At 41.2% G+C, this 22,243-nt stretch carries 18 protein-coding genes and 4 pseudogenes; 14 read left to right on the forward strand and 8 right to left on the reverse strand.

Translation table 11 applies throughout. The features are described 5' to 3' along the window. Nucleotides 1–5: 5 nt before the first annotated feature. Nucleotides 6–476, reverse strand: a complete 471-nt coding sequence (locus tag H5232_RS04120) for a CreA family protein (RefSeq protein WP_182717226.1) — start codon at nucleotides 474–476, stop codon at nucleotides 6–8. A 342-nt stretch (nucleotides 477–818) separates the two neighbouring features. Here H5232_RS04120 and H5232_RS04125 point away from each other — a divergent pair, with 342 nt between their 5' ends. The 3 genes from H5232_RS04125 (at nucleotide 819) to H5232_RS24110 (ending at nucleotide 2,238) form a co-directional block, all read left to right on the forward strand. Then, nucleotides 819–1,148, forward strand: coding sequence for a 5-carboxymethyl-2-hydroxymuconate Delta-isomerase (locus H5232_RS04125; protein ID WP_149983139.1), 330 nt, complete (start codon nucleotides 819–821; stop codon nucleotides 1,146–1,148). A 314-nt stretch (nucleotides 1,149–1,462) separates the two neighbouring features. Then, complete coding sequence (locus tag H5232_RS04130) at nucleotides 1,463–1,909, forward strand: NUDIX pyrophosphatase (RefSeq protein ID WP_114867254.1); 447 nt, start codon at nucleotides 1,463–1,465, stop codon at nucleotides 1,907–1,909. Nucleotides 1,910–2,106: 197 nt separating this feature from the next. Further along, a complete protein-coding gene (locus tag H5232_RS24110; RefSeq protein WP_259398433.1) occupies nucleotides 2,107–2,238 on the forward strand; it encodes a hypothetical protein in 132 nt (43 codons plus the stop codon). A 38-nt stretch (nucleotides 2,239–2,276) separates the two neighbouring features. Here H5232_RS24110 and H5232_RS04135 read toward each other — a convergent pair whose 3' ends face one another. Continuing rightward, nucleotides 2,277–2,765: a GNAT family N-acetyltransferase gene (locus H5232_RS04135; protein ID WP_064626658.1), complete on the reverse strand. Its 489-nt coding sequence runs from the start codon at nucleotides 2,763–2,765 to the stop codon at nucleotides 2,277–2,279. A 200-nt stretch (nucleotides 2,766–2,965) separates the two neighbouring features. Between H5232_RS04135 and H5232_RS04140 the strand changes: the two genes are divergently transcribed. The 6 genes and pseudogenes from H5232_RS04140 to H5232_RS04165 all read left to right on the forward strand — a co-directional run. Further along, on the forward strand, nucleotides 2,966–3,865 hold the full coding sequence (locus tag H5232_RS04140) for a LysR family transcriptional regulator (protein ID WP_182717227.1): 900 nt from the start codon (nucleotides 2,966–2,968) through the stop codon (nucleotides 3,863–3,865). Between the two features lie 297 nt (nucleotides 3,866–4,162). Continuing rightward, nucleotides 4,163–5,073: pseudogene (locus H5232_RS04145) on the forward strand (IS5 family transposase). 310 nt (nucleotides 5,074–5,383) lie between these two features. Further along, the gene (locus H5232_RS04150; protein WP_220493354.1) at nucleotides 5,384–5,596 is read left to right on the forward strand and encodes a hypothetical protein; all 213 of its coding nucleotides are present in this window, start codon (nucleotides 5,384–5,386) and stop codon (nucleotides 5,594–5,596) included. Between the two features lie 112 nt (nucleotides 5,597–5,708). Then, a complete protein-coding gene (locus tag H5232_RS04155; protein ID WP_038898430.1) occupies nucleotides 5,709–6,971 on the forward strand; it encodes a hypothetical protein in 1,263 nt (420 codons plus the stop codon). A gap of 265 nt (nucleotides 6,972–7,236) precedes the next feature. Beyond that, nucleotides 7,237–7,701, forward strand: a pseudogene (locus H5232_RS04160) (transposase); the annotation flags it as partial. Between the two features lie 2 nt (nucleotides 7,702–7,703). Then, a pseudogene (locus tag H5232_RS04165) lies at nucleotides 7,704–8,257 on the forward strand (IS1 family transposase); the annotation flags it as partial. Between the two features lie 65 nt (nucleotides 8,258–8,322). Here H5232_RS04165 and tnpC read toward each other — a convergent pair. Further along, nucleotides 8,323–9,054 (reverse strand): annotated as a pseudogene (gene tnpC / locus H5232_RS04170) (IS66 family transposase); the annotation flags it as partial. Between the two features lie 317 nt (nucleotides 9,055–9,371). After that, on the reverse strand, nucleotides 9,372–10,481 hold the full coding sequence (zapE, locus tag H5232_RS04175) for a cell division protein ZapE (RefSeq protein ID WP_182830581.1): 1,110 nt from the start codon (nucleotides 10,479–10,481) through the stop codon (nucleotides 9,372–9,374). 58 nt (nucleotides 10,482–10,539) lie between these two features. Between zapE and rsuA the strand changes: the two genes are divergently transcribed. Together rsuA and H5232_RS04185 are read left to right on the forward strand one after the other, a co-directional pair. Further along, nucleotides 10,540–11,238: a 16S rRNA pseudouridine(516) synthase RsuA gene (gene rsuA, locus H5232_RS04180; protein ID WP_182767276.1), complete on the forward strand. Its 699-nt coding sequence runs from the start codon at nucleotides 10,540–10,542 to the stop codon at nucleotides 11,236–11,238. An 83-nt stretch (nucleotides 11,239–11,321) separates the two neighbouring features. Continuing rightward, nucleotides 11,322–12,992, forward strand: coding sequence for a methyl-accepting chemotaxis protein (locus H5232_RS04185; protein WP_182718327.1), 1,671 nt, complete (start codon nucleotides 11,322–11,324; stop codon nucleotides 12,990–12,992). 66 nt (nucleotides 12,993–13,058) lie between these two features. Here the strand turns inward: H5232_RS04185 and H5232_RS04190 are convergent, their stop codons facing one another. Both H5232_RS04190 and H5232_RS04195 read right to left on the reverse strand, forming a co-directional pair. Continuing rightward, nucleotides 13,059–13,832: a YggN family protein gene (locus H5232_RS04190; RefSeq protein WP_149983146.1), complete on the reverse strand. Its 774-nt coding sequence runs from the start codon at nucleotides 13,830–13,832 to the stop codon at nucleotides 13,059–13,061. Between the two features lie 104 nt (nucleotides 13,833–13,936). Continuing rightward, a complete protein-coding gene (locus H5232_RS04195) occupies nucleotides 13,937–16,366 on the reverse strand; it encodes a zinc-dependent metalloprotease (protein ID WP_182718328.1) in 2,430 nt (809 codons plus the stop codon). Nucleotides 16,367–16,527: 161 nt separating this feature from the next. Here H5232_RS04195 and H5232_RS04200 point away from each other — a divergent pair, with 161 nt between their 5' ends. Then, on the forward strand, nucleotides 16,528–17,496 hold the full coding sequence (locus tag H5232_RS04200) for a class 1 fructose-bisphosphatase (protein ID WP_145234740.1): 969 nt from the start codon (nucleotides 16,528–16,530) through the stop codon (nucleotides 17,494–17,496). 101 nt (nucleotides 17,497–17,597) lie between these two features. On the opposite strand, the gene H5232_RS04205 is transcribed toward H5232_RS04200, so the two are convergent. After that, nucleotides 17,598–18,827: a hypothetical protein gene (locus tag H5232_RS04205; protein ID WP_182767278.1), complete on the reverse strand. Its 1,230-nt coding sequence runs from the start codon at nucleotides 18,825–18,827 to the stop codon at nucleotides 17,598–17,600. Between the two features lie 85 nt (nucleotides 18,828–18,912). Next, entirely contained in the window at nucleotides 18,913–19,239 is a 327-nt protein-coding gene (locus tag H5232_RS04210) for a hypothetical protein (RefSeq protein WP_182718330.1), read from the reverse strand. 55 nt (nucleotides 19,240–19,294) lie between these two features. Between H5232_RS04210 and H5232_RS04215 the strand changes: the two genes are divergently transcribed. Together H5232_RS04215 and H5232_RS04220 are read left to right on the forward strand one after the other, a co-directional pair. Continuing rightward, on the forward strand, nucleotides 19,295–19,651 hold the full coding sequence (locus H5232_RS04215) for a DUF5522 domain-containing protein (RefSeq protein ID WP_182718331.1): 357 nt from the start codon (nucleotides 19,295–19,297) through the stop codon (nucleotides 19,649–19,651). A 170-nt stretch (nucleotides 19,652–19,821) separates the two neighbouring features. Then, on the forward strand, nucleotides 19,822–22,206 hold the full coding sequence (locus tag H5232_RS04220) for a TonB-dependent receptor (RefSeq protein WP_182718332.1): 2,385 nt from the start codon (nucleotides 19,822–19,824) through the stop codon (nucleotides 22,204–22,206). Nucleotides 22,207–22,243 lie beyond the last annotated feature (37 nt).

Here is a 22,243-nt window from a genome sequence, read left to right on the forward strand (position 1 = left end):
TTTGCTTATTCTTGCTCTTGTGCCCATGCCCATGCTTGGGTGTTATACAATGGCACAGTGGATAACGCATGATGATGACTGCCGGTTGACTCTTTAGTTGAATACGACAGATATAACAGAGTTCGCGTTTGCGCATCATAAATTCGACGCACTTTTAATGATTTAAATAAAATACTTTTTGATGATTTAAATACCACCTCACCCGACTTACTACGGTCAATCGCTTGTAATTGGTCGGCAGTAATTGGTCCAGTTTGGCGACACGAAATAGACATATCAGAAGGATCAGCAAAATCTAAGTTCGCTTCGATATGGCTAATATGACAGGTTACGCCTTTTACTAGAGGGTCTTGTTGCGAGTTAACTTTAATATCTTTAGTGGTAAATAATCCCAAACTAACTGATGCAACATCATCAGAGCAGCCCGCTAAGGTGATCAATAAACCTGTCAATACGCCTATCATTATAGGTTTCATATATTACTTGCTCCATGTAGGGGTAAACGATTCGTGGCTTACATTTAATATTCAGCTATGTTTCAATACTAACTTAAATTAATCACAACAACGAGCACGACACCATGAAAAAAGTATTTGTTTTACGGTGCTTACTGTTAGTAAGTCAGAGTGCGTTAGCTGGTTATTCACTGAGTCTTTATACTGGCTTGTAACAATCGTCAATAATGCCAGTAACGTTTCATGTGCATTACCAACAGACGAAAACAAGCAATGCTTGTGGCATTTTGATGGTGATATACTCAATCAGTTTCAAACCAGCTTAGGTTTCACATATCGTTTTTAGGGGATCAAATAGATAACATGCCACATATCATCATTGAACATTCTGAAGATTTACCGGTATTACCGCAGGTATTGGTTGAAAAAATTCATCAAGCAACGTTTAACAGTGGCTTGTTTGAATTAGCAACGATCAAAACTCGCGCTATAGCCTATACACATTATCAATTGGGCGATGGTAAGGAAGGTTTTATCCATATTAGCGCACACATTATGCAAGGACGTACGATTAAACAAAAGCAACAACTCAGCGAGCAGTTGTTAGACTGTTTAAAAATATACTGCCGAGAATCAGACAGCTTAAGCGTTAACGTTCACGATATGGAACACGAAATTTACCGAAAGTGTTAAATATTTAAAGTAAATTTCAATCTCTAATCAATTTGCAATAACAGCACCATCTTCGAAAGAAGGTGGTCTTAAATTTATTGGTCGCGTCAGATAAAAGTGAATAAGTCTTAACTTGATCTGTCAGATTCGATTAACAGGACTCAATCAAATCTGACAGTCGCATATGTGCCATTTGCAGTCATTCATGATCAACTCGTTTCTGCCCCTTTCCGCGTTTGCGCAATAAAACCGAGAATAATGTAATCTGAGAATTGCCTAACTTTTCCTAATGGTTGTAGTATCTATTGATTCGCAACAACAGTGGAACCAACGCAGTGAGAGCACCATTTCAGGTTCTGATATTTCCATATAAATTTAAAATTTCAGAACCTATCTTCTTGATTGCTTGCCGTACAGACAATGGTGAATGGCAGGCAATTTCTGGTGGTGGAGAAGATCAAGAGTCTTTGTTCGATGCCGCAAAAAGAGAATTGTATGAAGAGACGTCGTTAACAGGTAGTGACTGGGTTCAACTTGATTCTATGTGCATGTTACCTAGAGTGTTTTATTCTGGTCATGAAAAATGGAGCGATCACCCTTATGTGATACCAGAATACTCATTCTCAGTGCAGGTTTCGGGGGAGCCACAGTTATCTTCGGAACACACTGAATTCCGTTGGTGTAACGCAACTGAGGCGAGCGAACTTCTCAAGTATGATTCAAATCGAATAGCTTTATGGGAGTTAAGCGAACGACTTAAAGCCCATCAAATGAAGAATTAAAATCGAATCTGTCCATCTTCGTTTCAGCCCCTTTGTTCGTTAGTGCTTTTGCTCATACATATCCTATCAATACGAGTTTCCCCTACTGAAATTTATCAGGAAGGGGGATACATCACTAATCCTAGCCTGCTTTCTATACAAATCGATATGCAACTTGTATGATTATTGTTCGTATTATAAAGGAGGAAGATTTTAAAATGACACATTTAAGTGATGATGAGCGTACAAAGTACTACCTTGTTGATATTGAAACTAAAAATAAACCCGCAAACGCGGGCTTATTTACACACGGTAATTGGAGCAATACCGAGGGGATATTGATGGTCTAATTACCAAACGATTCGGCTCGTGCTTCACGTTTTACTTGCTATTCCACCAGCGACTTAAGCATCCACACATCACAGCTATTATGCAAGGTGTCAGCTAACGGCGCATCTAAGTGGTCAAAGCCTAAGTTTTCGTATAGACGAACTGCCACTTTCATTGAGGTTAATGTGTCTAAGTAACAGCTTTGATAACCTTGAGTACGAGCATAGTCTAAACACGCGATGGCCATTCTTTTACCTAGTCCATGCCCTCGTCCTTCAGGCAAAATGAACAGTTTTTTCAGCTCACACACATCTGGGCTGCTATTAAATGACGCTAAACCACAACCGCCGACAACTTTCCCATCCAATAGGGCCACCAAATAGAGGCTTTTACTTTCGTTTCCATAATGCTGACTCATGCAGAGCACTTCTGGGTCAGACGGCCCATACCCTTCACCAACGGCCCCAAACTCTGCTCCAACTTGCTCGATGATTTGTCTAACATTTTCATCATACTGAGCGGTTAACGGTTCAACGACACAAGACATACTACCCTTCCAATTCTAATTGATACTCTCCGAGTAACTCGGCTGTTCTATTTTGTTAAAGCCATCATAGCCAACTCAAGAACATTTCCATAATTGATAAAACGACACACAAGTGTGAATTTTTTTCATGCCTGTGCTGATTTACCTTGGTTTGCTGTGCTATAACGGTTCAATAACTAAAAAGATGGCGACCAAAACCAGTGAATAATTACAAATTGCTGCCCGCATTGGACTCATTGCTCACGACCCGAAATTTGACCGACTCAGCGCGAGCGCTCAATGTCACCCAGTCGTCCATGAGTAAAACGTTAGGCCAGATCCGTGAGGCCTTCCAAGATCCGATTTTGATCCGAGAAGGGAATCAATACCTCCTAACCGAACGGGCCAAAAGCCTTAAACAGCAATTGCCGCAACTACTAAGGCAAATTGATTCACTTTATCTTTCGGCAGAATTCGATCCTACACAGTGCCAACGCCAATTTTCGCTGGCGTTAACCCCATTTTTTGCACCGGAAATATTGCCGTTACTGTGTGAAAAGCTAGAAGAACAAACACCCAACGCCAATATCAGTTGCGTGTTATGGCAAGAAGAACAGCTTAAAGAACTCGCTGCGCAAGAGATTGACTTAGTCGCCGTCACGGCGGAAGAGATCCCAGAAAATCTCTATGGAAAAGAAATCGGCCAAGATCACTACGTCATCGTGTGTCGAGACCAACATCCATTTCGTCATCGTTCAATATCGGTTGAAGACTATTTGAATGCCAAACATATTTTGGTCAACGGCATTAGCGAACGCCACCGCCAAGTGGATCTCGCCACATCGTCTCACTCGATAGAGCGACGTGTTTTTGCCAAACTGCCTTCTTTTCCATCAGCCCTAGAAACCCTATGTCGAACCGACAGCATCATTACCGCACCACGCCACTTAGTTGAACAATATGCCAAGCAGCGTGCTCTTTGCATAAAGCCACTGCCATTTGATTTGCCTGCGCATAAATACTATTTACTTTGGCACGCAAAGCATCATCACGATCCCGCTCATCAATGGTTTCGAACCTTCTTAGAACCCGAGTTCAAAGCCCACTTAGCAAAGCGATAAGATAAAGTAACCGCACTAACTTTATGTCCAAAACCTTCATAGGCTGAGTTTTTGCCCATAGCACTTTCTAACTCGAAAGTGCCCCAAAGTTGCTTAGGCCTTTTACTCATTCCCATCCTGTTAATGAGTTTTTCCCCTACTGAAACTTATCCATTCTTCTAGTACTGTTCGTTGTGAGTCCCCATGTTGTATTACGGGGGTAAGTTCCTACTTCGTACGGCTTTGTTGCATAAATCGATGGAACTAAATCAAGAAACTACGATCTGATCGGCTACACCCATCAATCATCGTAGCCTCATGCCTAAACCTCGTTACAACACAACTAACTGGAAGCAGTACAATAACTCCTTGATCAACAGAGGTTCACTGACGTTCTGGATTGACGAGGAGGCCATAACTGAGTGGAAACAACCAAAACAGGAAAGACGTGGCAGACCAAGGATGTTTAGTGATCTCGCTATCACGACGGCTCTCATGGTAAAGCGCATCTTTTCCTTACCATTAAGGGCGCTACAAGGCTTTATCGACTCTGTTTTTAGATTGGCGAACGTCCCATTGGTTTGCCCTCACTATACCTGTATAAGTCGCCGAGCTAAGGATGTTGAGGTTAATTTCAAAACCTCAACACGAGGCGCTATCCAACACCTAGCCATCGATGCAACTGGTCTCAAGGTACACGGTGAGGGTGAATGGAAAGTGAAAAAACATGGAACCGATGACAAGCGTCGAGTCTGGCGTAAACACCATCTTGCGGTTGATACAGATACACACGAAATTATCGCCGCTGAGCTAACACTATCAGGTGTGACAGATGCGGAAGTACTCCCCAATCTACTCAAGCAAACACGCCGAACTATCAAGGAAATCTCGGGAGATGGTGCATACGATACAAGAGTGTGTCACAGGGCGATTAGGGTTAAGAAAGCGATACCTCTAATCAGGGTGCAGCTTTCTGGGAAAAAGGGCATCCACGCAATATGGCAGTTGGCTGCCAAAAGCTCTATGGCTCGAACAAAAAATGGAAACAGAAGTATGGATACCATAAGCGTTCATTGTCGGAGACCGCTATGTATCGTGTAAAACAACTACTAGGAGCTTCACTCAAGCTTCGAAATTACAACGCACAAGTTGGTGAGACCTACGCCATGATCAAAGCACTCAACAAGCTAACTGGGATAGGTATGCCCGAAACTCAGTATATTGTTTAAAATACGCACGATTTAGCTAGCATTCGCTCTTACGCTGAATTAGGCAACAAATCCGAGATAAACCTAACTCTCTACCTGCTGCTAACCCTTTATTCTTAACGATACAGGCAAACATCGTCATATTAGAAAACTTGTCCACGGCCTCTCCTTTAGCTTTATTATTCCGGCTGAAGTGAAAAGTGAATTCGAATATTACCTAATTGTCACATTCACTCAATTTAATATACTAGCTTCATAAAAACGACATTAGAGAAACAAGTTATGACAGCGGAGAAAACGTCTTACGTCGTATTAGGTGGCACATCAGGCATTGGGGCAACAACTAGAGAGTGAAGGCTCCATCGTATACGTTGCCAGTCGCAAAACAGGATTAGACATCAGTGAAGAACAATCGGTGTACCACTACTTCGAAACCATCGGTACCTTCGACCACCTAATCATAACAGCAGGCTCTTATGCGCCAGCAGGCAAAGTTGTAGATGTTGACGTCTCCCAAGCGAAACAGGCCTATGTTCCAGCCTAATTATATCTGGAAATCAGTACATTTGTATTTCGTAATAACTTTGTGGCACAACCAAACCTTTTTGCTAGTCGTATGCGAAGAGCCTCATAAAAACAACTTAAGGAGTTATAGTATGAAGTTTTCTATTAAAAAAGTTACCATAGCTATACTGTTGTCTTCAGCATGTATTAATGCTTTTGCATCAAATAGTTGGACTCAAGATGAAATAATCGTAAAGCCTAAAGGAGCAGACATCTTTGGAAATGTAATGCCAAATGAGATGTCATACAAATTCTCCTACAATAGTGACGAACTATCTGCTGTCAATATGCTATTCAAAAGCACTGATAGTGGAAACGATGGAGATACTATCTACAATTCAATTGTTGGTTCTCATTATTTTAAGTATGAAAATGTTAATGGGAGAAAACGTTTAAAGGCCATAATGCTATTTAGCCAAGGGCGTGAACGTGTAACCGGTACCAAAGATCAGATTGCAGAAACATACTCACTTAGTGCCAAAGCAGAGTCACCCACATTCCCAATGTCAGGAAAATGGGTTCTTGTCGTCGCTGAAAGAGATGAACATGGTCGCGCCACAGTAGTTAATAAGTTCAGGATTGGCACTAAACTTATATCTATGATACATAAAAATCAACAGCGTATTGATGCAATGCATGCTACCGCTAGCATTCTCGGTAGTCTCTATAACACCATCGCTGCTGCCTTATCACCTCTTGATGGTATTGATTTTGATGACCCCTCTATTGGTTCTCCAATCGGTACATTTGTTATCACTTATACCGATCAAGAAAACACAAACTTCCAAGAGGTAAAAACATATGCCATAAGTTCTGGACAATGCTCTGCATGTCCTGCACCACCAGTTAAAAAACCACTCCAGAACTACTCATATACACCAAAAATTAGTTATGTTTGGGATTATCATAGCAATGGTGATATTACTACAACCTTCAACTATATTTCGATAGACGCATATCAAAAACTGACAATCCCATTTTATCAACAGGAATTAAACGTGGAAGATAACAATCCAGATTCAGGACGCATTGGAAGAATTATGGAATATGCGAACAACGTCTATAACCTATCCCACAATGCACAACCAACGCCTATGTATGAATATATATTGAAGGATGAGTCACGCGAATCTGTCACTGTGGACGAATATCTATTTGGTCTCTCTATGATGGGAATCGGAGTACCACAAGAAGAAACTAGTGATATTAACTTCAACAGTATTATAAGTTCAAGTCCAGACTCAGGTTCTAGCCATAGCGATAATCTAATCACTAATTGGTTAGTAGAATACTATGATAAACGCTTTAATGGCTTGGGTTCATTAGTATCAAAAATGGGTTCATTTGGCGGCTAATTTGGTTCTGTCGCAAAGTTGACGACGCAAAGCGATATTTTGATAATGCAACGTTACAATAACGGAGCATTATTAATATGGGACTTAACTTTTCAGGTCGACATTATCCATCGGATATTATCATGATGTATCTGCGTTATTACCTTCATGGTAAGGAATTTCAATATTCCTTAACCTGAGCTCGGGATAAAAAATGAACTAAAAGCCCACCTTGCGATCAGATCCTTCGACTAAAAACGATTTGAACACAAACATGGTGGGCTTTATGGATAAGCTAGTTGATGTTTTTTGTGATGTCGATGATTTTTGTTCAGTTTTCATTCCTGAGTGGGAGAAGCTTCAACTAGCTGATGGGACTAGCAAAGCGTAAACGTGCTTCTCGAATGTCGACAAGCGAAATTATGACCATAGTTATCTGCTTTCATCAGTCAAATCACCGTGATTTCAAGAACTTCTACACTGGTTTTGTTGCAAGATACTGGCGTAACTATTTCCCTAATCTATTGAGTTACACTCGCTTTCTGGAATTGATGCCAACAGTACTTGTTCCACTTTGTAGCTACTTCAGCTCATTAAAAGGAAAGCCAACAGGGATAGCTTTTGTCGATTCAACATCAATAAAAGTTTGTCATAACATTAGGATACCAAGACATCGTGTTTTGATGGTGTTGCGAAACGCGGTAAAGGGACAATAGGTTGGTTTTTCGGTTTTAAGCTACACATTATTATCATCCTGGTGTGAAAGAACAAATTGTAGATATGGCCATGAATAACGCAGGTCTACGTGATACTGCCAGAGTGCTGAAAGTGGGATTTAATACCGTATTGAGAACACTAAAAAACTCCAACCAAGACAAGTAACTACAGTCCCGTTTGATAATGCTAGAATTGAGCTTATCTGTGAGGTCGATGAGCAATGATCATTTGTTCAAAACAAAAAGAACCAACGTTGGCTTTGGTATGCTTGGGAACCAAGGTTTAATCGGATCATCGCCCATACTTTTGGTCGTCGCAGTGAAGAAACATTTCAAGCTCTATTGATGCTCCTAAAACCATTTACAATCAACTTCTTCTGTACTGATGACTTCAAGGTTTACGCCTCAAACCTTCCAGCAGAAAAGCACATTACCGGGAAGTTTTTTACTCAACGTATAGAACGGCAAAATCTAACATTGAGAACGCGATTAAAACGGCTAAATCGCAAAACCATTGGTTTCTCTAAATCTGAAGAAATACATGACAAGGTAATTGGCACATTTATTGAGCGTGAGTTTTACAAATGTTAGTTCAACAAGTTGGCGTCATGACCAGAAAAAGAGTATGCGCCCCATGATCCCACGGGGCGATATTGTTAGTGTTTGAAGTTCCAAGACAGGAGTGCATCGATATCAGGTTCAGCTTTCGCTAACTCCTGCATGCACTTGACCATGTAGTCGTAAAGGATAAGGCCGTTGGCTTTCGCTGTCTCGACGATACTGTAAAGCATCGCGCTCGCTTCCGCTCCATTGGGATTGGTCGAGAAGAGCCAGTTCTTTCTCCCAATAACCAGCGGTTTTATTGCGCGTTCAGCTCGGTTGTTGTCTATCGATAAGTGACCGTCATCGATATAGCGGATCAGCTTCGGCCATTGGCCGAGCGTGTATTTTATCGCCTTACCCAGCGGGCTAGACTCAAGCACTTGTTGAGTTGTCATCCATTCGTAAAGCTCATCCAGTATCGGTTTGGCATGCTGCTGGCGTTCTGCTTTTCGTTTTTCCGCAGGCTCACCTTTTAAGCGGGATTCTATCCCATAGAGCTTCTGGATTTTGGCTAGCGCTTTATCCGCTTTGCCTGACTTACCTTTGCTTTGAAGCTTTTTCGCGTCCATGAACTTGCGCCGAGCATGCGCGAAGCAACCGACATTGGTGACGAGATGAAGCCCATCATAAACAACATAGCCATCGGTTTGCAGATACCCATCATAGTCGCCCAAGAAGGCTACAGGGCACGACCTCGCGCGACTGTTTTGATAGTCATACAAGACGATATGTCTCACATTAGGGAGTGCGGCACCTGGCGAGTCCGCGCTTGAGCAGTAAAGCCATGGAGGTTTGATCTTATTATTCGGGCTAGACGATTAGAATGCGGGGTTTATGATGCGCTTACGCTACAAATGAATGTCGAATAGACAGTATTACGAATAATCACAATACCTGAGATTATCCGTAATATTCTAAATTAGAAATGTCACTGACAAGCTTTTGTCCAAAAACGAGTTTACTCGACCGTCTGCTTCTCGCTCATAGCTGCCTGTCAGGTTAAATCTAAACCTATTCGTCAAAACTGCAAAATCAGATATGAGCTACTACAGATAAAGAGAATGCAACTCTCACTTATAAGTAGAGAGTAATGATAGAGTGACTACCAGTTTTGCATTTCTATTAGCCGAGATTCTGTACGCGCATATTCAAATGCCAGCTTTTGACCTTGATATAAATCAGCAATGCCAACCTCGCTACTCAGTATCAATAACTTACCACGGTCGTAAAATTCATCCACTAAAGCAATAAAGCGTCGCGCTTCATCGTCTAGTGTATGTTCTTTTAAATCTTGTTTTTCACGCTGATAGCTATCTTCAATACCATGCACTATTTGCTTACCTGTCGCCGCAGCGCCCATTACTGGTACATTACAAATATATACACGCTGATAGTACTTTGCTAAATGAATATAATCAGCGGTACTACGCGGGCCTGAGCACAACGCCATAAAATCAAACATAATGGCATTATTGCTGAGCCTTAAACACGCTAGTTTACGCCCGTAAATAGTAATATCAGTTGCTGTTTGTAAGTTATCTGCGAAAGCCAAAAAATCAGCATCCAGTTCAGAGTTAGCCGAGCTGTTAAAATAATGAGTCGCGTGCTTTCCAAAACGAAATCGGTGGTCAACAGTGCCAGTGACATTAATAATATGACAATGCGCTTTAATTAACGCTATGGTGGGTAAAAAGCGCGCTCGCTGCAAGCCGTTATAATAAAGCTGCTCAGGTTGACAATTTGACGTAGCAACCAAAACGATGCCTTTGGCAAACAAGGCTTTAAATAACCCAGCCATGATCATAGCATCGCCAATATCAGAGACAAAAAACTCATCAAAACAAATTAGTCTCAGCGTTTCTGACCACTCATTGGCTATTTTATCCAGCGGGTTTTTAACCCCTTGCAACTGTCCTAGGCGAGTATGTACTTGAGCAATAAAATGATGGAAGTGTAACCGTGTTTTTTGTTTAATAGCTACAGTCTCAAAAAACACATCCATTAGCATCGATTTACCCCGTCCAACAGGTCCATACAAATAAATGCCCTGCAAAGATATCGATTTTTGCCACCAATGATGCGGTTTATCAATGGCAATTGCGAGATTGTCTAGTGCATTCACCGCCGCTAATTGGGCATCATCAAATTGCAATTTACCGGTGGCTATTTGCTGTTGATAATATGCTAATATTTGTCCGCTGTGTACTGTCATGCGTTATCACGATCCGTTATACTCGCCGCCATTGTAGTCGACTAGAAGTGTGAACCCAATGAAATTCCCTTGCCGCCTAGATAAATTTATTAGCCATCTAGCAGAAACGCCACGCACCAAAGCGAGAGCAGGAATAAAGCGTAAAGATGCCAGCGTAAATGGCGAGGTGATCAGCGCTTATGATCATCCAATCACAGCGACAGATAACGTATTATGGCAAGGTAAGCCGCTAGTTTTTCTAGGTAAACGCTATTATATGCTGAATAAACCGGTCGGTTATGTATGCGCTAACAGTGACGAGTTACACCCAACGGTATTTGATTTACTCGATGAACCTAACATGAGTGATTTTCATGTTGCAGGTCGGCTTGATCTCGATACAACTGGGCTTGTGATCATTACCAATGATGGCGATTGGTCACATAAAATCACCTCCCCAAAACATAACAAATTTAAGACTTACCTGATTGAAACACAAGAACCTCTAACGGATGATGCGCTGGAAAAACTGCGCCAAGGGGTGCAATTACACAACGAAAAAGAGCTAACCAGACCCGCAATTGCAGAGCAACTTGCCACATACCGTATGCGTTTGTCGATCTGCGAAGGTAAATATCATCAGGTTAAACGTATGCTCGCCGCAGTCGGTAATAAGGTAGTTGAATTACATAGAGAAAAAGTAGCAAATATCGAGCTTGATGAGACCCTTGCCAGCGGAGAATATCGACTCTTAAGCGCAGCAGAAATTTTACTTTAAATTACCTACAGTGGAAACTTGAGTAAAAGTCACGTCTAATTCCGTTATTATTGTTAATTAAAGCTAACATCTAGCCGACAAACATGGTAGAAAATCATGGTCATAACAATAATAAGGGGCTCGATGTGCTGTCAGGTTTAGCATTAAGAACTAAAATAATCTTGTTCGCTGGAGCAATGTTTATAGCACTCAATGCTATAGCATTACTGGGCTTACAATCTCTTCGTCACGCTAGTGAAAACGATAATATTGCCCGTATCAATCAACTCATGAAAAGCACGACAAATATTGTCGAGCAATTTGAGTTACTTGCTAAAAATGGGCAACTAACCGAGCAACAGGCGCGTGACTTTGCCACGCAAATGTTGCGTGAAAACAAATACCACGACAGTGAATATGTCTACGTAGTGAATGATAAACTCGACTTTATTGCTACACCTCACGATCCGCAGCTACACAACACCAGCTTTAATGATTTCAAAGATGCCAGCGGTAACAGTATTGGTCGTATGGTTGAACAATTAGTCGGTAATCAAACCAACAAAATTATTACTTATCATTGGGATTCTGTCCGTGATGGTGAAACCGTTGACCTAACCTCTGTGGTACAAAAAACCCCTTACTTTGGTTGGTATGTTGGTACCGGGATCAGCGAAAAAGAAGTTGATGAGCGTTACTGGAATACCGCTAAGTGGTTACTAGGCTTGTCACTACTTATTGCCCTTGCTTTAACTGCTGCAATTGCTCGCTTTGGTATTTCTTTAAGCAACGCGTTAGGCGGTGAAGTCACTGAGGTAATTGGTATTGTTAAGCAAGTTTCTCGTGGCAACTTAAATTCGCATATTCGTACTGACGCCCAACCTGAAAGCATTATTGCTGCCATGCACTATATGCAACAAGGGCTACGGGGTGTAGTTGGCAGTATTAAAGATGTTACTGATAGTCTAAAAAATCAGAGTTTAGATAACGAATCCCGCTCAACTGAGCTTGATAAACTGACCCGCAGCCTAAACGAAGAAACCCATATGGTCGCATCAGCTATCACTGAGCTAACAGCCTCTGCGCAAACAGTGGTTGAGCATGCCGAGCAAGCCGCCTTTTCAGTACAAGAAGCCGAAAGCCAAGGACAAAATGCCAGTCATTTAACTGCTGAGGCAGCAAATACCATAGCTCTTTTAGAGCAACAAATTGACAGCGCTGGTAATAACATCCAACTCCTTGATGATGAAGTAAATAATATTGCAAATGTGCTTACTGTTATTCAAAGTATTGCCGAGCAAACTAACCTGTTAGCACTCAATGCAGCCATTGAAGCTGCCCGTGCTGGTGAACAAGGAAGAGGCTTTGCGGTCGTTGCGGATGAAGTACGTCAACTAGCGCAGCGCACGCAAACTAGCACAGAAGAAATTCGTACTATGATCGGTAAATTACAATCCGCCACGAAAGATGCAAAAACTTCAGTTAACTTAAGTATTGCCACCAGTGAACAAACCGTAGCGAAATCTAAAGATGCCAGTGAAGAGTTGCAGCGTGTTGCTGCATCTTTGAGTGCCATCGCACAAATGAGCCATCAAATAGCCATTGCAGCTAAAGAGCAGCTCGATGCAGGGGAAGACACAGCAAGACGCATTGTGACCATCTCTGACACCGCCTCACAGACCGCAGACCTATCGCATCAAGCCCATGCTGCAACGGACTTGATAAAAGGACTGACGAGCGATTTAGAAGCTGAAACAGGCAAGTTTAGATCCTAGTAATTGGTTACCTAAAATTAAAAAGCCCGCGTTAATTACGCGGGCTTTTTAATTGAATTGATTAAGTTAAGATTTAATTTGTACTAAATCAAAATCAGCCATACTTGGTACTATCATTTGTAATCGTGATTCGGTGACATCAAGCGAGTTTAAACATTCACAGTATTCTGAGGCTTTTAACTCTAACTGTTGAGCTTTTTTCTGCAGTGACTTATCGATTTCTTTTGAAATAATATCCATGCGCTGTCCCATGTCATTAATACGATCTTCAATATTACCTTCGCGGGACTTAAATGCATCACCTAGAGAAACTAAAATAGCGCCGAGAGAGCCATGCACGGCAGAGTGAATTTTTTGACTGATCTCTTCGGTAAAAAAATCATCAATTTTGGATAGTGATTGTGGGGCAATAAAAAAGAAATCATCACCGCGTTTAAATTTATCCATTAAAGCGCGCTCAACATATTGCAGTTGCGTTTTTAGCACTTCCGACTCTTTGTCCGACATACCTTCAACAACTTGCTCTATCGCACTTAAGCCAAGATTAACACCGTCAGTTGCCAACTCTACCAACTCAGGCACCGTATCGCGAATACCCGCGCTAAACTGTTTTAACACTAGGGTTTCATCTGACGTTAGATCAATCCAATAGCCACGGATAAATAGTTGATTATCATTATTTATTTGTACGCGGGTTTGGCCCTTATCAACAATACGAATGACATCATCAGTGATGATCAAACCATGCCTTAGCTCTACTTCGCACACGGCTTTAGCGCTGACATTAAGACTTGATAGTGCTATGGACATCGCCAATATCGAACGAGATAAAAACGCCATAAACACCTCAAAAAGACTAAAAATGGAAGGCGGCTAGGTTAACAAAAAACCAGTTTTATGCAAGAGAAACTAGGCCCTAGCTTCTAGGGCCTTGTAGTTAACATTTAAATTGGTGATCCTGGTGGAATTGGTAATGCAGTAAAATTTGTAGGCCAATTGCCGGTAGCCAGAAACTGTTTAATTTGATCGGCTAAGTATTGCTTAAACGCACTTTCACCAACATCAGCACTGCTAAGTAAAGACTCTTGCTGATACGCCTTACTCAGTTTTACTAAGTAATAACGCAACTGAGCTTGCACCTCTGGAGCAACTTTATCACTGGCGACTAAATCAGCAAACTGCTTTGCTGTTAATAACTGCACCCGCTGAGTGATTTTACCTGCCATGCCTTTTTTGCTCTGAATCAAAAACACCTGCTGATAAACTTTTGCAAGCAATTCATCTAAGCTAAAAAATGCATCACTGCGCGCTTGTTGCTGTGCTAAACGATTTAATCGTTGGCTATTTAGCAATAACGCTAAACTATGTTGTGCAGCCACTTCGGGTAGCGCCATTGCATCTAAAGTTAAGCCAGTGCGGCCAACAATGCTTTCTCGGCTTTTAGATTCGCCATAGGCCTTGGGTGGAATTAGCGCTAACACTGATTCTGGTAATACTAAATTGTCAGCATTTAGGGTAGCTAAGATGGCCTTTAAAGCGAGCTGTTGAGTTGCCTTTGCAACAACTTGTGCACCTTTTAAAATACCTTGACCACGTACTTCGTAATCATAATCAACACCTGCAATCAGTTTTACAGCAGACTCGACCTGATAACGATGGAATAAATACAGCGGCACCAGCATCTCTTCTAGCTGAGATAGTGACGTTCCTTCTTTGATATTGTTAATACCAAATTTAGCGAGTGCTTGTTGTCTTACATCAAGCACTCTTAATAACTCTTCACTTGGCGAACTGCCGTTATCCCATAAATGTGCTGTTGGATGCGCGCCACCTTGCGCTCGTGCATCACTATCAGAAATAAACTCCAGCCCTTTAGCTTGGTTATCCGCTAAAATTGCGCTTAGTTCTGCATCTTCATCAAGGTTACGAAAATCACTGTAACCGTACTTTATAACTTGCGTATCCCACTGCCCCATACCTTGTGCATAACCTCGGCTCACATCAAGCTCACCTTTATCATTAAAGCCAACTAATGGATGTGGGTAGTCCATAACAGACGCACGATCGGCCACCGAGGCTGCAAAATTATGTGCAATACCAAGTGTGTGACCAATTTCGTGAGCACTGAGCTGGCGAATACGATCAAGTGCCATTGCTTGTAACGTTTTTGCCACTTCATTACCTTCTAAATAAGGCGCTGCAAGTGCTTCAGCAATTAAAATATCTTGGCGCACACGCAGTGAGCCTAATGTAACGTGACCTTTTAAAATCTCACCTGTACGCGGATCGATCACCGAGCTGCCATAAGACCAACCGCGCGTTGCACGATGCACCCACTGGATCACGTTATAACGCACATCCATAGGATCGGCGTTATCTGGTAACACTTTAACAATAAATGCATTTTTATAACCCGCTTGAGAAAACGCATCATCCCACCATTTTGCGCCGTCGAGTAACGCTGTTTTTACCGGCTCTGGTACACCAGGATCTAAATAATAAATAATCGGCTCAACGGGTTCGCTAATAGGTAAGCTTGGGTCTTTTTTCGCTAGACGATGACGCGGGATATAACGTACCAACATTGATTCACTTAATGGCGCGGCATAATCTTTATGTTCAATACTCCAATAACCTGATTGCGGATGAAACGCACGTGGCGTGTAATTATCATCAGGTAACTGTATTAAAGAGTGATGCATATGCACGGTTAATGCGTAAGGGTCAGCACTGACCTGACGAATATACTCACCCGGTTGAGTGCCATTAAATGTCAGCACAGCTTCAAGTTCAGTATTTTTCATAAACGCTTTTGAGCGATCCATATTTACTGCACTGCGACTTTCATCAAGGCTAAAATTGCCTTGTTTACGTGCAGCAAGCGTTCGACCCACACCATGCACATCGCTCAGTAAATAGGGCGTATAATCAATCAATACAGCTTGCGGGCTTTGTGCAACCACTTTAAAACCCGCTAAAATACTTGATGAAAAGGCTTCTTGAATACTTTTTTGTTCGGCTTTATTGCTGGTATTTGCACGGTAGTAGGTATTAATAGCCCGTAACATCACTTTATCGCCAAAGCGCTCAAACTGTACTAGATGCGTATTGCCTAACTGGCCGCGATCAAGGCCAATATCGTTAGAGCCGACACCATAAGGCAAGCTTTGCTGTAATAAAAATTGCTGCTTGAGTTTATCAACTTTTAAATAAATTTTACCGTTTTGAGTGTCGTAATAAAAAGAGAAGTAGCCCGGAAAATGATTCATTTGTTCAGTAAAATCATTAATAGACTTAATTGCTGCGTGCGCTTGGGTTATCATAGTTAGCAACACAGTAAAGAGTATGTAACGTATCAATGGTATTTTTTGCATAATCTTATCTTTGTTATTCGCGTTTTAAATACGGTTAAGGTGTGTCCAGTATAGGATGTTGCACCTAAAATACAGTTATTTAAGACGAAATTCAGCGCTTGCTGTGATGATCCCTCTCACCCTATGATTATCATGGCCCATAACGTTATCAGGAAAATAGAATGCGTAGACTACCTCCGGTATTACTTGAAGACGGTTGCCCTAGAGAGTTAATCTCATTGATCAGAACGATTTTAGCGGCCTGTAAAGAAATTTCGTTCCGCGTCGGCCAAGGTGCCCTGTCCGGTGTACTAGGTTCAACGCTTGATGAAAACATTCAAGGCGAAACACAAAAGAAACTCGATGTTCTGACCAACCAACTACTTAAAGATATTTTACTGGAGTCAGGCTACGTAAAAGCGATAGCCTCAGAAGAAGAAGACTACACTGTAGCTGGCAACCCGAATGCAGAATATATCGTTGCGTTTGACCCACTTGATGGCTCATCAAATACCGATATCAATTCATTGGTTGGTACTATTTTCTCAGTAATGAAAGCGCCTGAAGGCTCAGATCCTGCAGATCAAAGTATCTTTATGCAGCCGGGTAAAAGCCAAGTCGCTGCGGGATATGTATTATATGGCCCATCTACAGTGCTTGCATTAACGACTGGCAAAGGTACACGTTTCTTCACGCTAGATAAAACACACGGCAGCTTCTTATTAACTCAAGATTTTGCCCAAGTACCAGAAGAGACCAACGAATACGCCATCAATGCGTCAAATCAACGCCATTGGCAGCCTGCGATGCAAAACTACATAAATGACTTAATGGCTGGCGAAACAGGCCCACGAGCGCGTAACTTTAACATGCGCTGGATTGCCGCCATGGTCGGTGATGTTCATCGCGTGTTATGTCGCGGTGGTATTTTTACCTACCCAACCGACACTAAAGATCCAAACAAACCAAACAAACTACGCTTACTTTATGAAGCAAACCCAATGGCCATGTTAATCGAACAAGCTGGCGGCATCGCATCAACAGGCACTGAGCGTATTATGGATATACAACCAGACGCCATCCACCAGCGTGTAGCAGTGATTCTAGGCTCTAAAAACGAAGTAGAGACCTGTTTGGGATACCATAAGTAATAGCTGTAAGTCATAAGTTTTAAGCTATAAAATAAAAGCCGCGCTTGTTAAATCAAGCGCGGCTTTTATCTTACATTTAGTTATTTATAGCCCCTAGATATTTAAATTCTAAACCGATTCCTAAGCGCTAAACCTATAAGAAACAGCATTAATAAAGAAATGATGCTTTGTAAAAAAGTTGCTAGGTGTAGTAAAGGAGATAAATCACCTTTAAATAATATTTCAACTCCCTCATTTCTGGCTAACCTACTGTCCGGAATAATAGGCATTATTTGACCACCAGAAAACGAAAGAGCTTCGGTTAGTTTTTGCCAATGACCATTTAAGCCTATTACAGTTTCAGGAGAGGAAATAAAATACAGCACAGTAAATAAAAGCCAAACCGCTACTAAAGCCAAAAATGGTCTCAGCTCACTTCGCCCATAATTACTTAACCAATCAAAAGTAATATCCAAGAAAAGACCGCTTTTTGTGATATTTTCATGTCCTCGTTTACTGCGCATTTCATATGCATGAAAGTCTAAAGCACGATCATGATCTTTATTGACTTCAGCTAACTCTTTTAACCGCCTAAATCGAGCGATATTATCTTTATTGCATGTTTTCCTTATAAACCGATGATTTGTTAATTCTTTAGGTGCGCATACAACGCCTTCTAAATTACAATGGTTACTCATTGCTGTTTGAGTTAAATCAATTACACAGTTAAATTTATTATTTGAAATATCAAAACTGCGCTTAAAGCAGGAATATTTGAATGAAACTCCTTGTATTTTATCAATACCTTTTATGTGCAGAAACCTAAACTCTCCATCTACAGTCATTGACTCAAAATTCAGAAAGTGTGTATTGAATGTAGTGCCAAGGAAGCTTAGGTTTCCCTTCTTACTAGAAATCCCTTTAAAACTAACTTTATTGCAATTAAAGCTAGCTTCGTCAAAGTTTATATTTCCTCGACCAAATCTAGCAGCGTCAAATTCCACACACATACCCGCTTTCAAAAATTTTGTAGAAAAGAAATTAACACCGCCATTGCCGAAATTAGCGTTATTGAATAGAACATAAACACTATTAAAAATAGCCCCAGTAAAACTTACTAAGTGATTTCCAAAAATTGTATTACTGAAATCTACAACTCCACCTGGGAAATGAAAATCACTAAAATCAGCTGAGAGTTGACTATCACCTTTATATTTTGAAAAATTGATACCTGAGAAATTTATACTTGCATCAGGGTTATTTTCAACCCATTCATTCCATACCTCTCTTCCTTGTAGATACAGATCTAAAGCCTCACCGCCTGATAAAGCCATTTTATTATTCAGATACATGCTATAGATTCCACAAAATATATTTTACTATTTTGTACTTTATCAGAATACATCAAGACTTTAACACTACAATCTAGGCAAATGGTTAGTTTATCAATAACCCAACTAACCTCTCAATTTTACTATTATCTATCTCGCCCATTTGTTCGCTGTTGCTTAAAGCATAAATTACACCTTCGACGGCGCTGTGGTCTATGTCGGTTCTTGACTCTAAAACATTGGCCCACAGCTCTAGGTCGTCTAAATCTATTTCGCCGGCAAGGCATCGAGTGAGCACATTGAGTACGGCTTCGAGCGTTAATATGTAAGCTGGGCTTTGATCACCTGTCAATGATGAAACAATAATGCCAATGGCTTGATCTTTATTTTTGCCGAAGGTGGCAAATTCTGCTAACGCTTGTGCTCTGTTCATATTTGTTTATCTGTTATTCTATTAATGATTATTTTAAAAATTGACCCAATATCTAATGACAACCCTAGCCTGTTCACAATGTAAAGCTTCGCTCACCTGTAATGTTGATGATATCGATACATGTTGGTGCAATGAACTGCCTGCTATTTTACCGCTTGATAACACAACCACCAGTTGTTTATGCCGAGTGTGTACCTTGGCTAAAATTAATCAGTTTCTAAGTACCCTTTACCTGCGGCCTCTCAAAGAGCAGCTTACTTTCGCAAAGTCCTTTCAGACTAACGCCAATTTAATCGAGCACCTCGATTATGAAATGCAAAACAATTATATGGTATTCAGCCGCTGGTTCTTCTTAAAGCGTGGAAAGTGCTGTAAAAACAATTGTAAAAACTGTCCTTATAAAAACGTATAGAGTATTTATTCAAAATAATGGCATAAAGCTGCAAATAACGCATGACTGGCAGAATAAAAATACACTATAATTGGATATAAATTCATAAAACATCCAGAAAATCTGCTTAACATATCGCCTCAGGTTGATTTTTAAGCATAAAATCACTGTAACTTATTCGGAAAATGAACATGAACACCTTTAGGCCAGCACTTCTTGCATCAGCTGTTTCTGCTATTTTATTTAATAGCCACCATCTTGCTGCTGCGCAGTCAACAACCCAAGCAGACAAAGCAATAGAAACAATTCAAATTACCGCGACTCGTCGTGCGGGCTCAGTGCAAGAGGCACCACTTAATATTACCGCCCTTGATGGTGATGTGATCAAAGATCAAAACATTGGTGATCTTGAAGATGTGGCACGCTGGGTGCCAGGTTTAACTATTTCTGATCAAGGTGGCCGTGAAGGTTCACCAATTATTGTCCGTGGCTTAAATACCAATACTTCAGATCGTATTTCTGATGGTGGTACAGTTGCCACTTACGTGGGTGAGATTCCACTTAATATTGATTTACGTTTAACAGACGTAGACCGTGTTGAAGTGCTTATCGGTCCACAAGGTACATTATACGGAGCGGGAACATTAGGTGGTGCAATTCGTTACTTATTAAAACAACCTCAGCTCGATATTACCGAAGGCCAAGTCACTGGTGATGTGTTTAGCTTAAACGAAAGTGACGGCACTGGCGGTGAGTTGGGTTTAGTATTTAATACGCCGTTAATTGACGATGTATTGGCTATTCGCGCTAGCGTCAATTACTACACCAACCCAGGTTATATCGATTATAACTTCGTAGTACAAAACCCAGGCGTATCAAACCCAAACCCTGATTTTACCAACCCACAAGATGTCAGTGCTAACTTGCGCAGTGTCAGTGATGTAAATGATGAGCAAATTACCACAGGTCGTGTATCACTTCGCTGGCAAGCTAATGAAGCTGTAGAGGCAACGCTAAACTATTTTTATCAAAAACAAGAAAATGGCGGTAATTCTACATCGCAATATAATTCATTAAGTGACAGCAGTGGCCTACAAGGGATGGTTGGCCAGTATGAAAATGCCGCGCGGATACTTGAGCCTGGTGAAGAAGAAAACGACTTATTAAGCTTGGAAATTAAAGCGGATTTAGGTTTTGCTGAACTTGTATCTGCCTCTGGTTGGTCAAGCTATGAGCAATCTGGACAACGTGATCAAACTGATTTGCTTTACGACATATGGACTGGTTATGCAGAATTTCCAGCGTTTGTTGCGCAAACCTTGGATACATCAAAACGTGATAGTTTCACTCAAGAAATTCGTTTAGTGTCTAACTCTGATAGTGCTTTTAACTGGATTGTCGGTGGTTACTACAACAAGCTTGAAACTCACTCAGACGATCGCGAATACACACCCGGTTTAACTGAGTTTTGGGGCGATGATATTCCTAATCTACAACAAGATCTCGAGTATATTTTAGTCAGTGACTCTGAAACCACTGAAAAAGCACTATTTGGTGAAGTAGGTTATGCGTTTACCGATCAATTCAATGTAACCCTTGGTGCGCGTTTTTACGAATATGATGTATCCACTACTTCAGGCTCAGCCACACCGTTGTATTCAGGTGATTTTTCATCATTAGATCAACTTGCAATGGTGAATACGAGCGCCAGTGATAACGGTAACTTATTTAAATTTAACGCTAATTACACTTTTGAAACTGGTGTACTAGCCTATTTTACCGTTAGTGAAGGCTTTAGGATTGGTGGTGGCAACGGCCTAGCTCCTTGCCCTGATGTGTTACCTGAACAACAAATTGTCTGTGCTCTACCAAATGAAATTGGTTATGAACCTGATACCACTGTAAATTATGAACTTGGTTTTAAATCGAGCTGGTTTAAAAACCGCCTACACTTTAACGCGGCATTATTTAATGTTGATTGGAAAGACGCGCAAATCGGTAGCACAACCGTAAATGGTCAGGAGTTGATTACCTCAAATGCAGCTACTGCTAACTCTAAAGGGGTTGAAGTTTCAAGCCGTGCAATCATCGCGGATAACTGGACTGCTTATGCCACATACGCTTATGCCAAAGCGCAATTAACTGAAGATTCTCCTGATGTATTTGGTGCAGGAGTACAAGGCGGTGAAGATGGCGACCGCTTGCCAGGTGCGCCTGAGCATCAATTCTCGTTTGGTCTGCGTTACGAACAAGATGTATTAGATAATAAACTTTTAAGCGTAAATTACGGTATAACAGCACAGAGCGATACGATCACTAAAATTGGCTTAAAAGCTGATGGTGAAACGCTTGCAGGCTATGCCTTGAGTAACTTATCTGCCAAGCTAACCGGTGATATGTGGTCGGCCACTCTCTATGTTGATAACTTATTCGATAAGTACGCGTTCACCTCTGTACGTCGAGATAAGTCTTGGATTGATTCGAAAGAACTTCCTGAACTACAACGTGTGTATGGTCACTACACTACAACACCGCGTACTATCGGCATGAAGTTTACGTATAACTTTGAACTGTAATAACGGTTATCTATAAATTAAAAAAGCCTTGGTGTTT

This window comes from Pseudoalteromonas sp. SG41-5 (assembly GCF_014164495.1).
Taxonomy (GTDB): Bacteria; Pseudomonadota; Gammaproteobacteria; order Enterobacterales; family Alteromonadaceae; genus Pseudoalteromonas; species Pseudoalteromonas rhizosphaerae.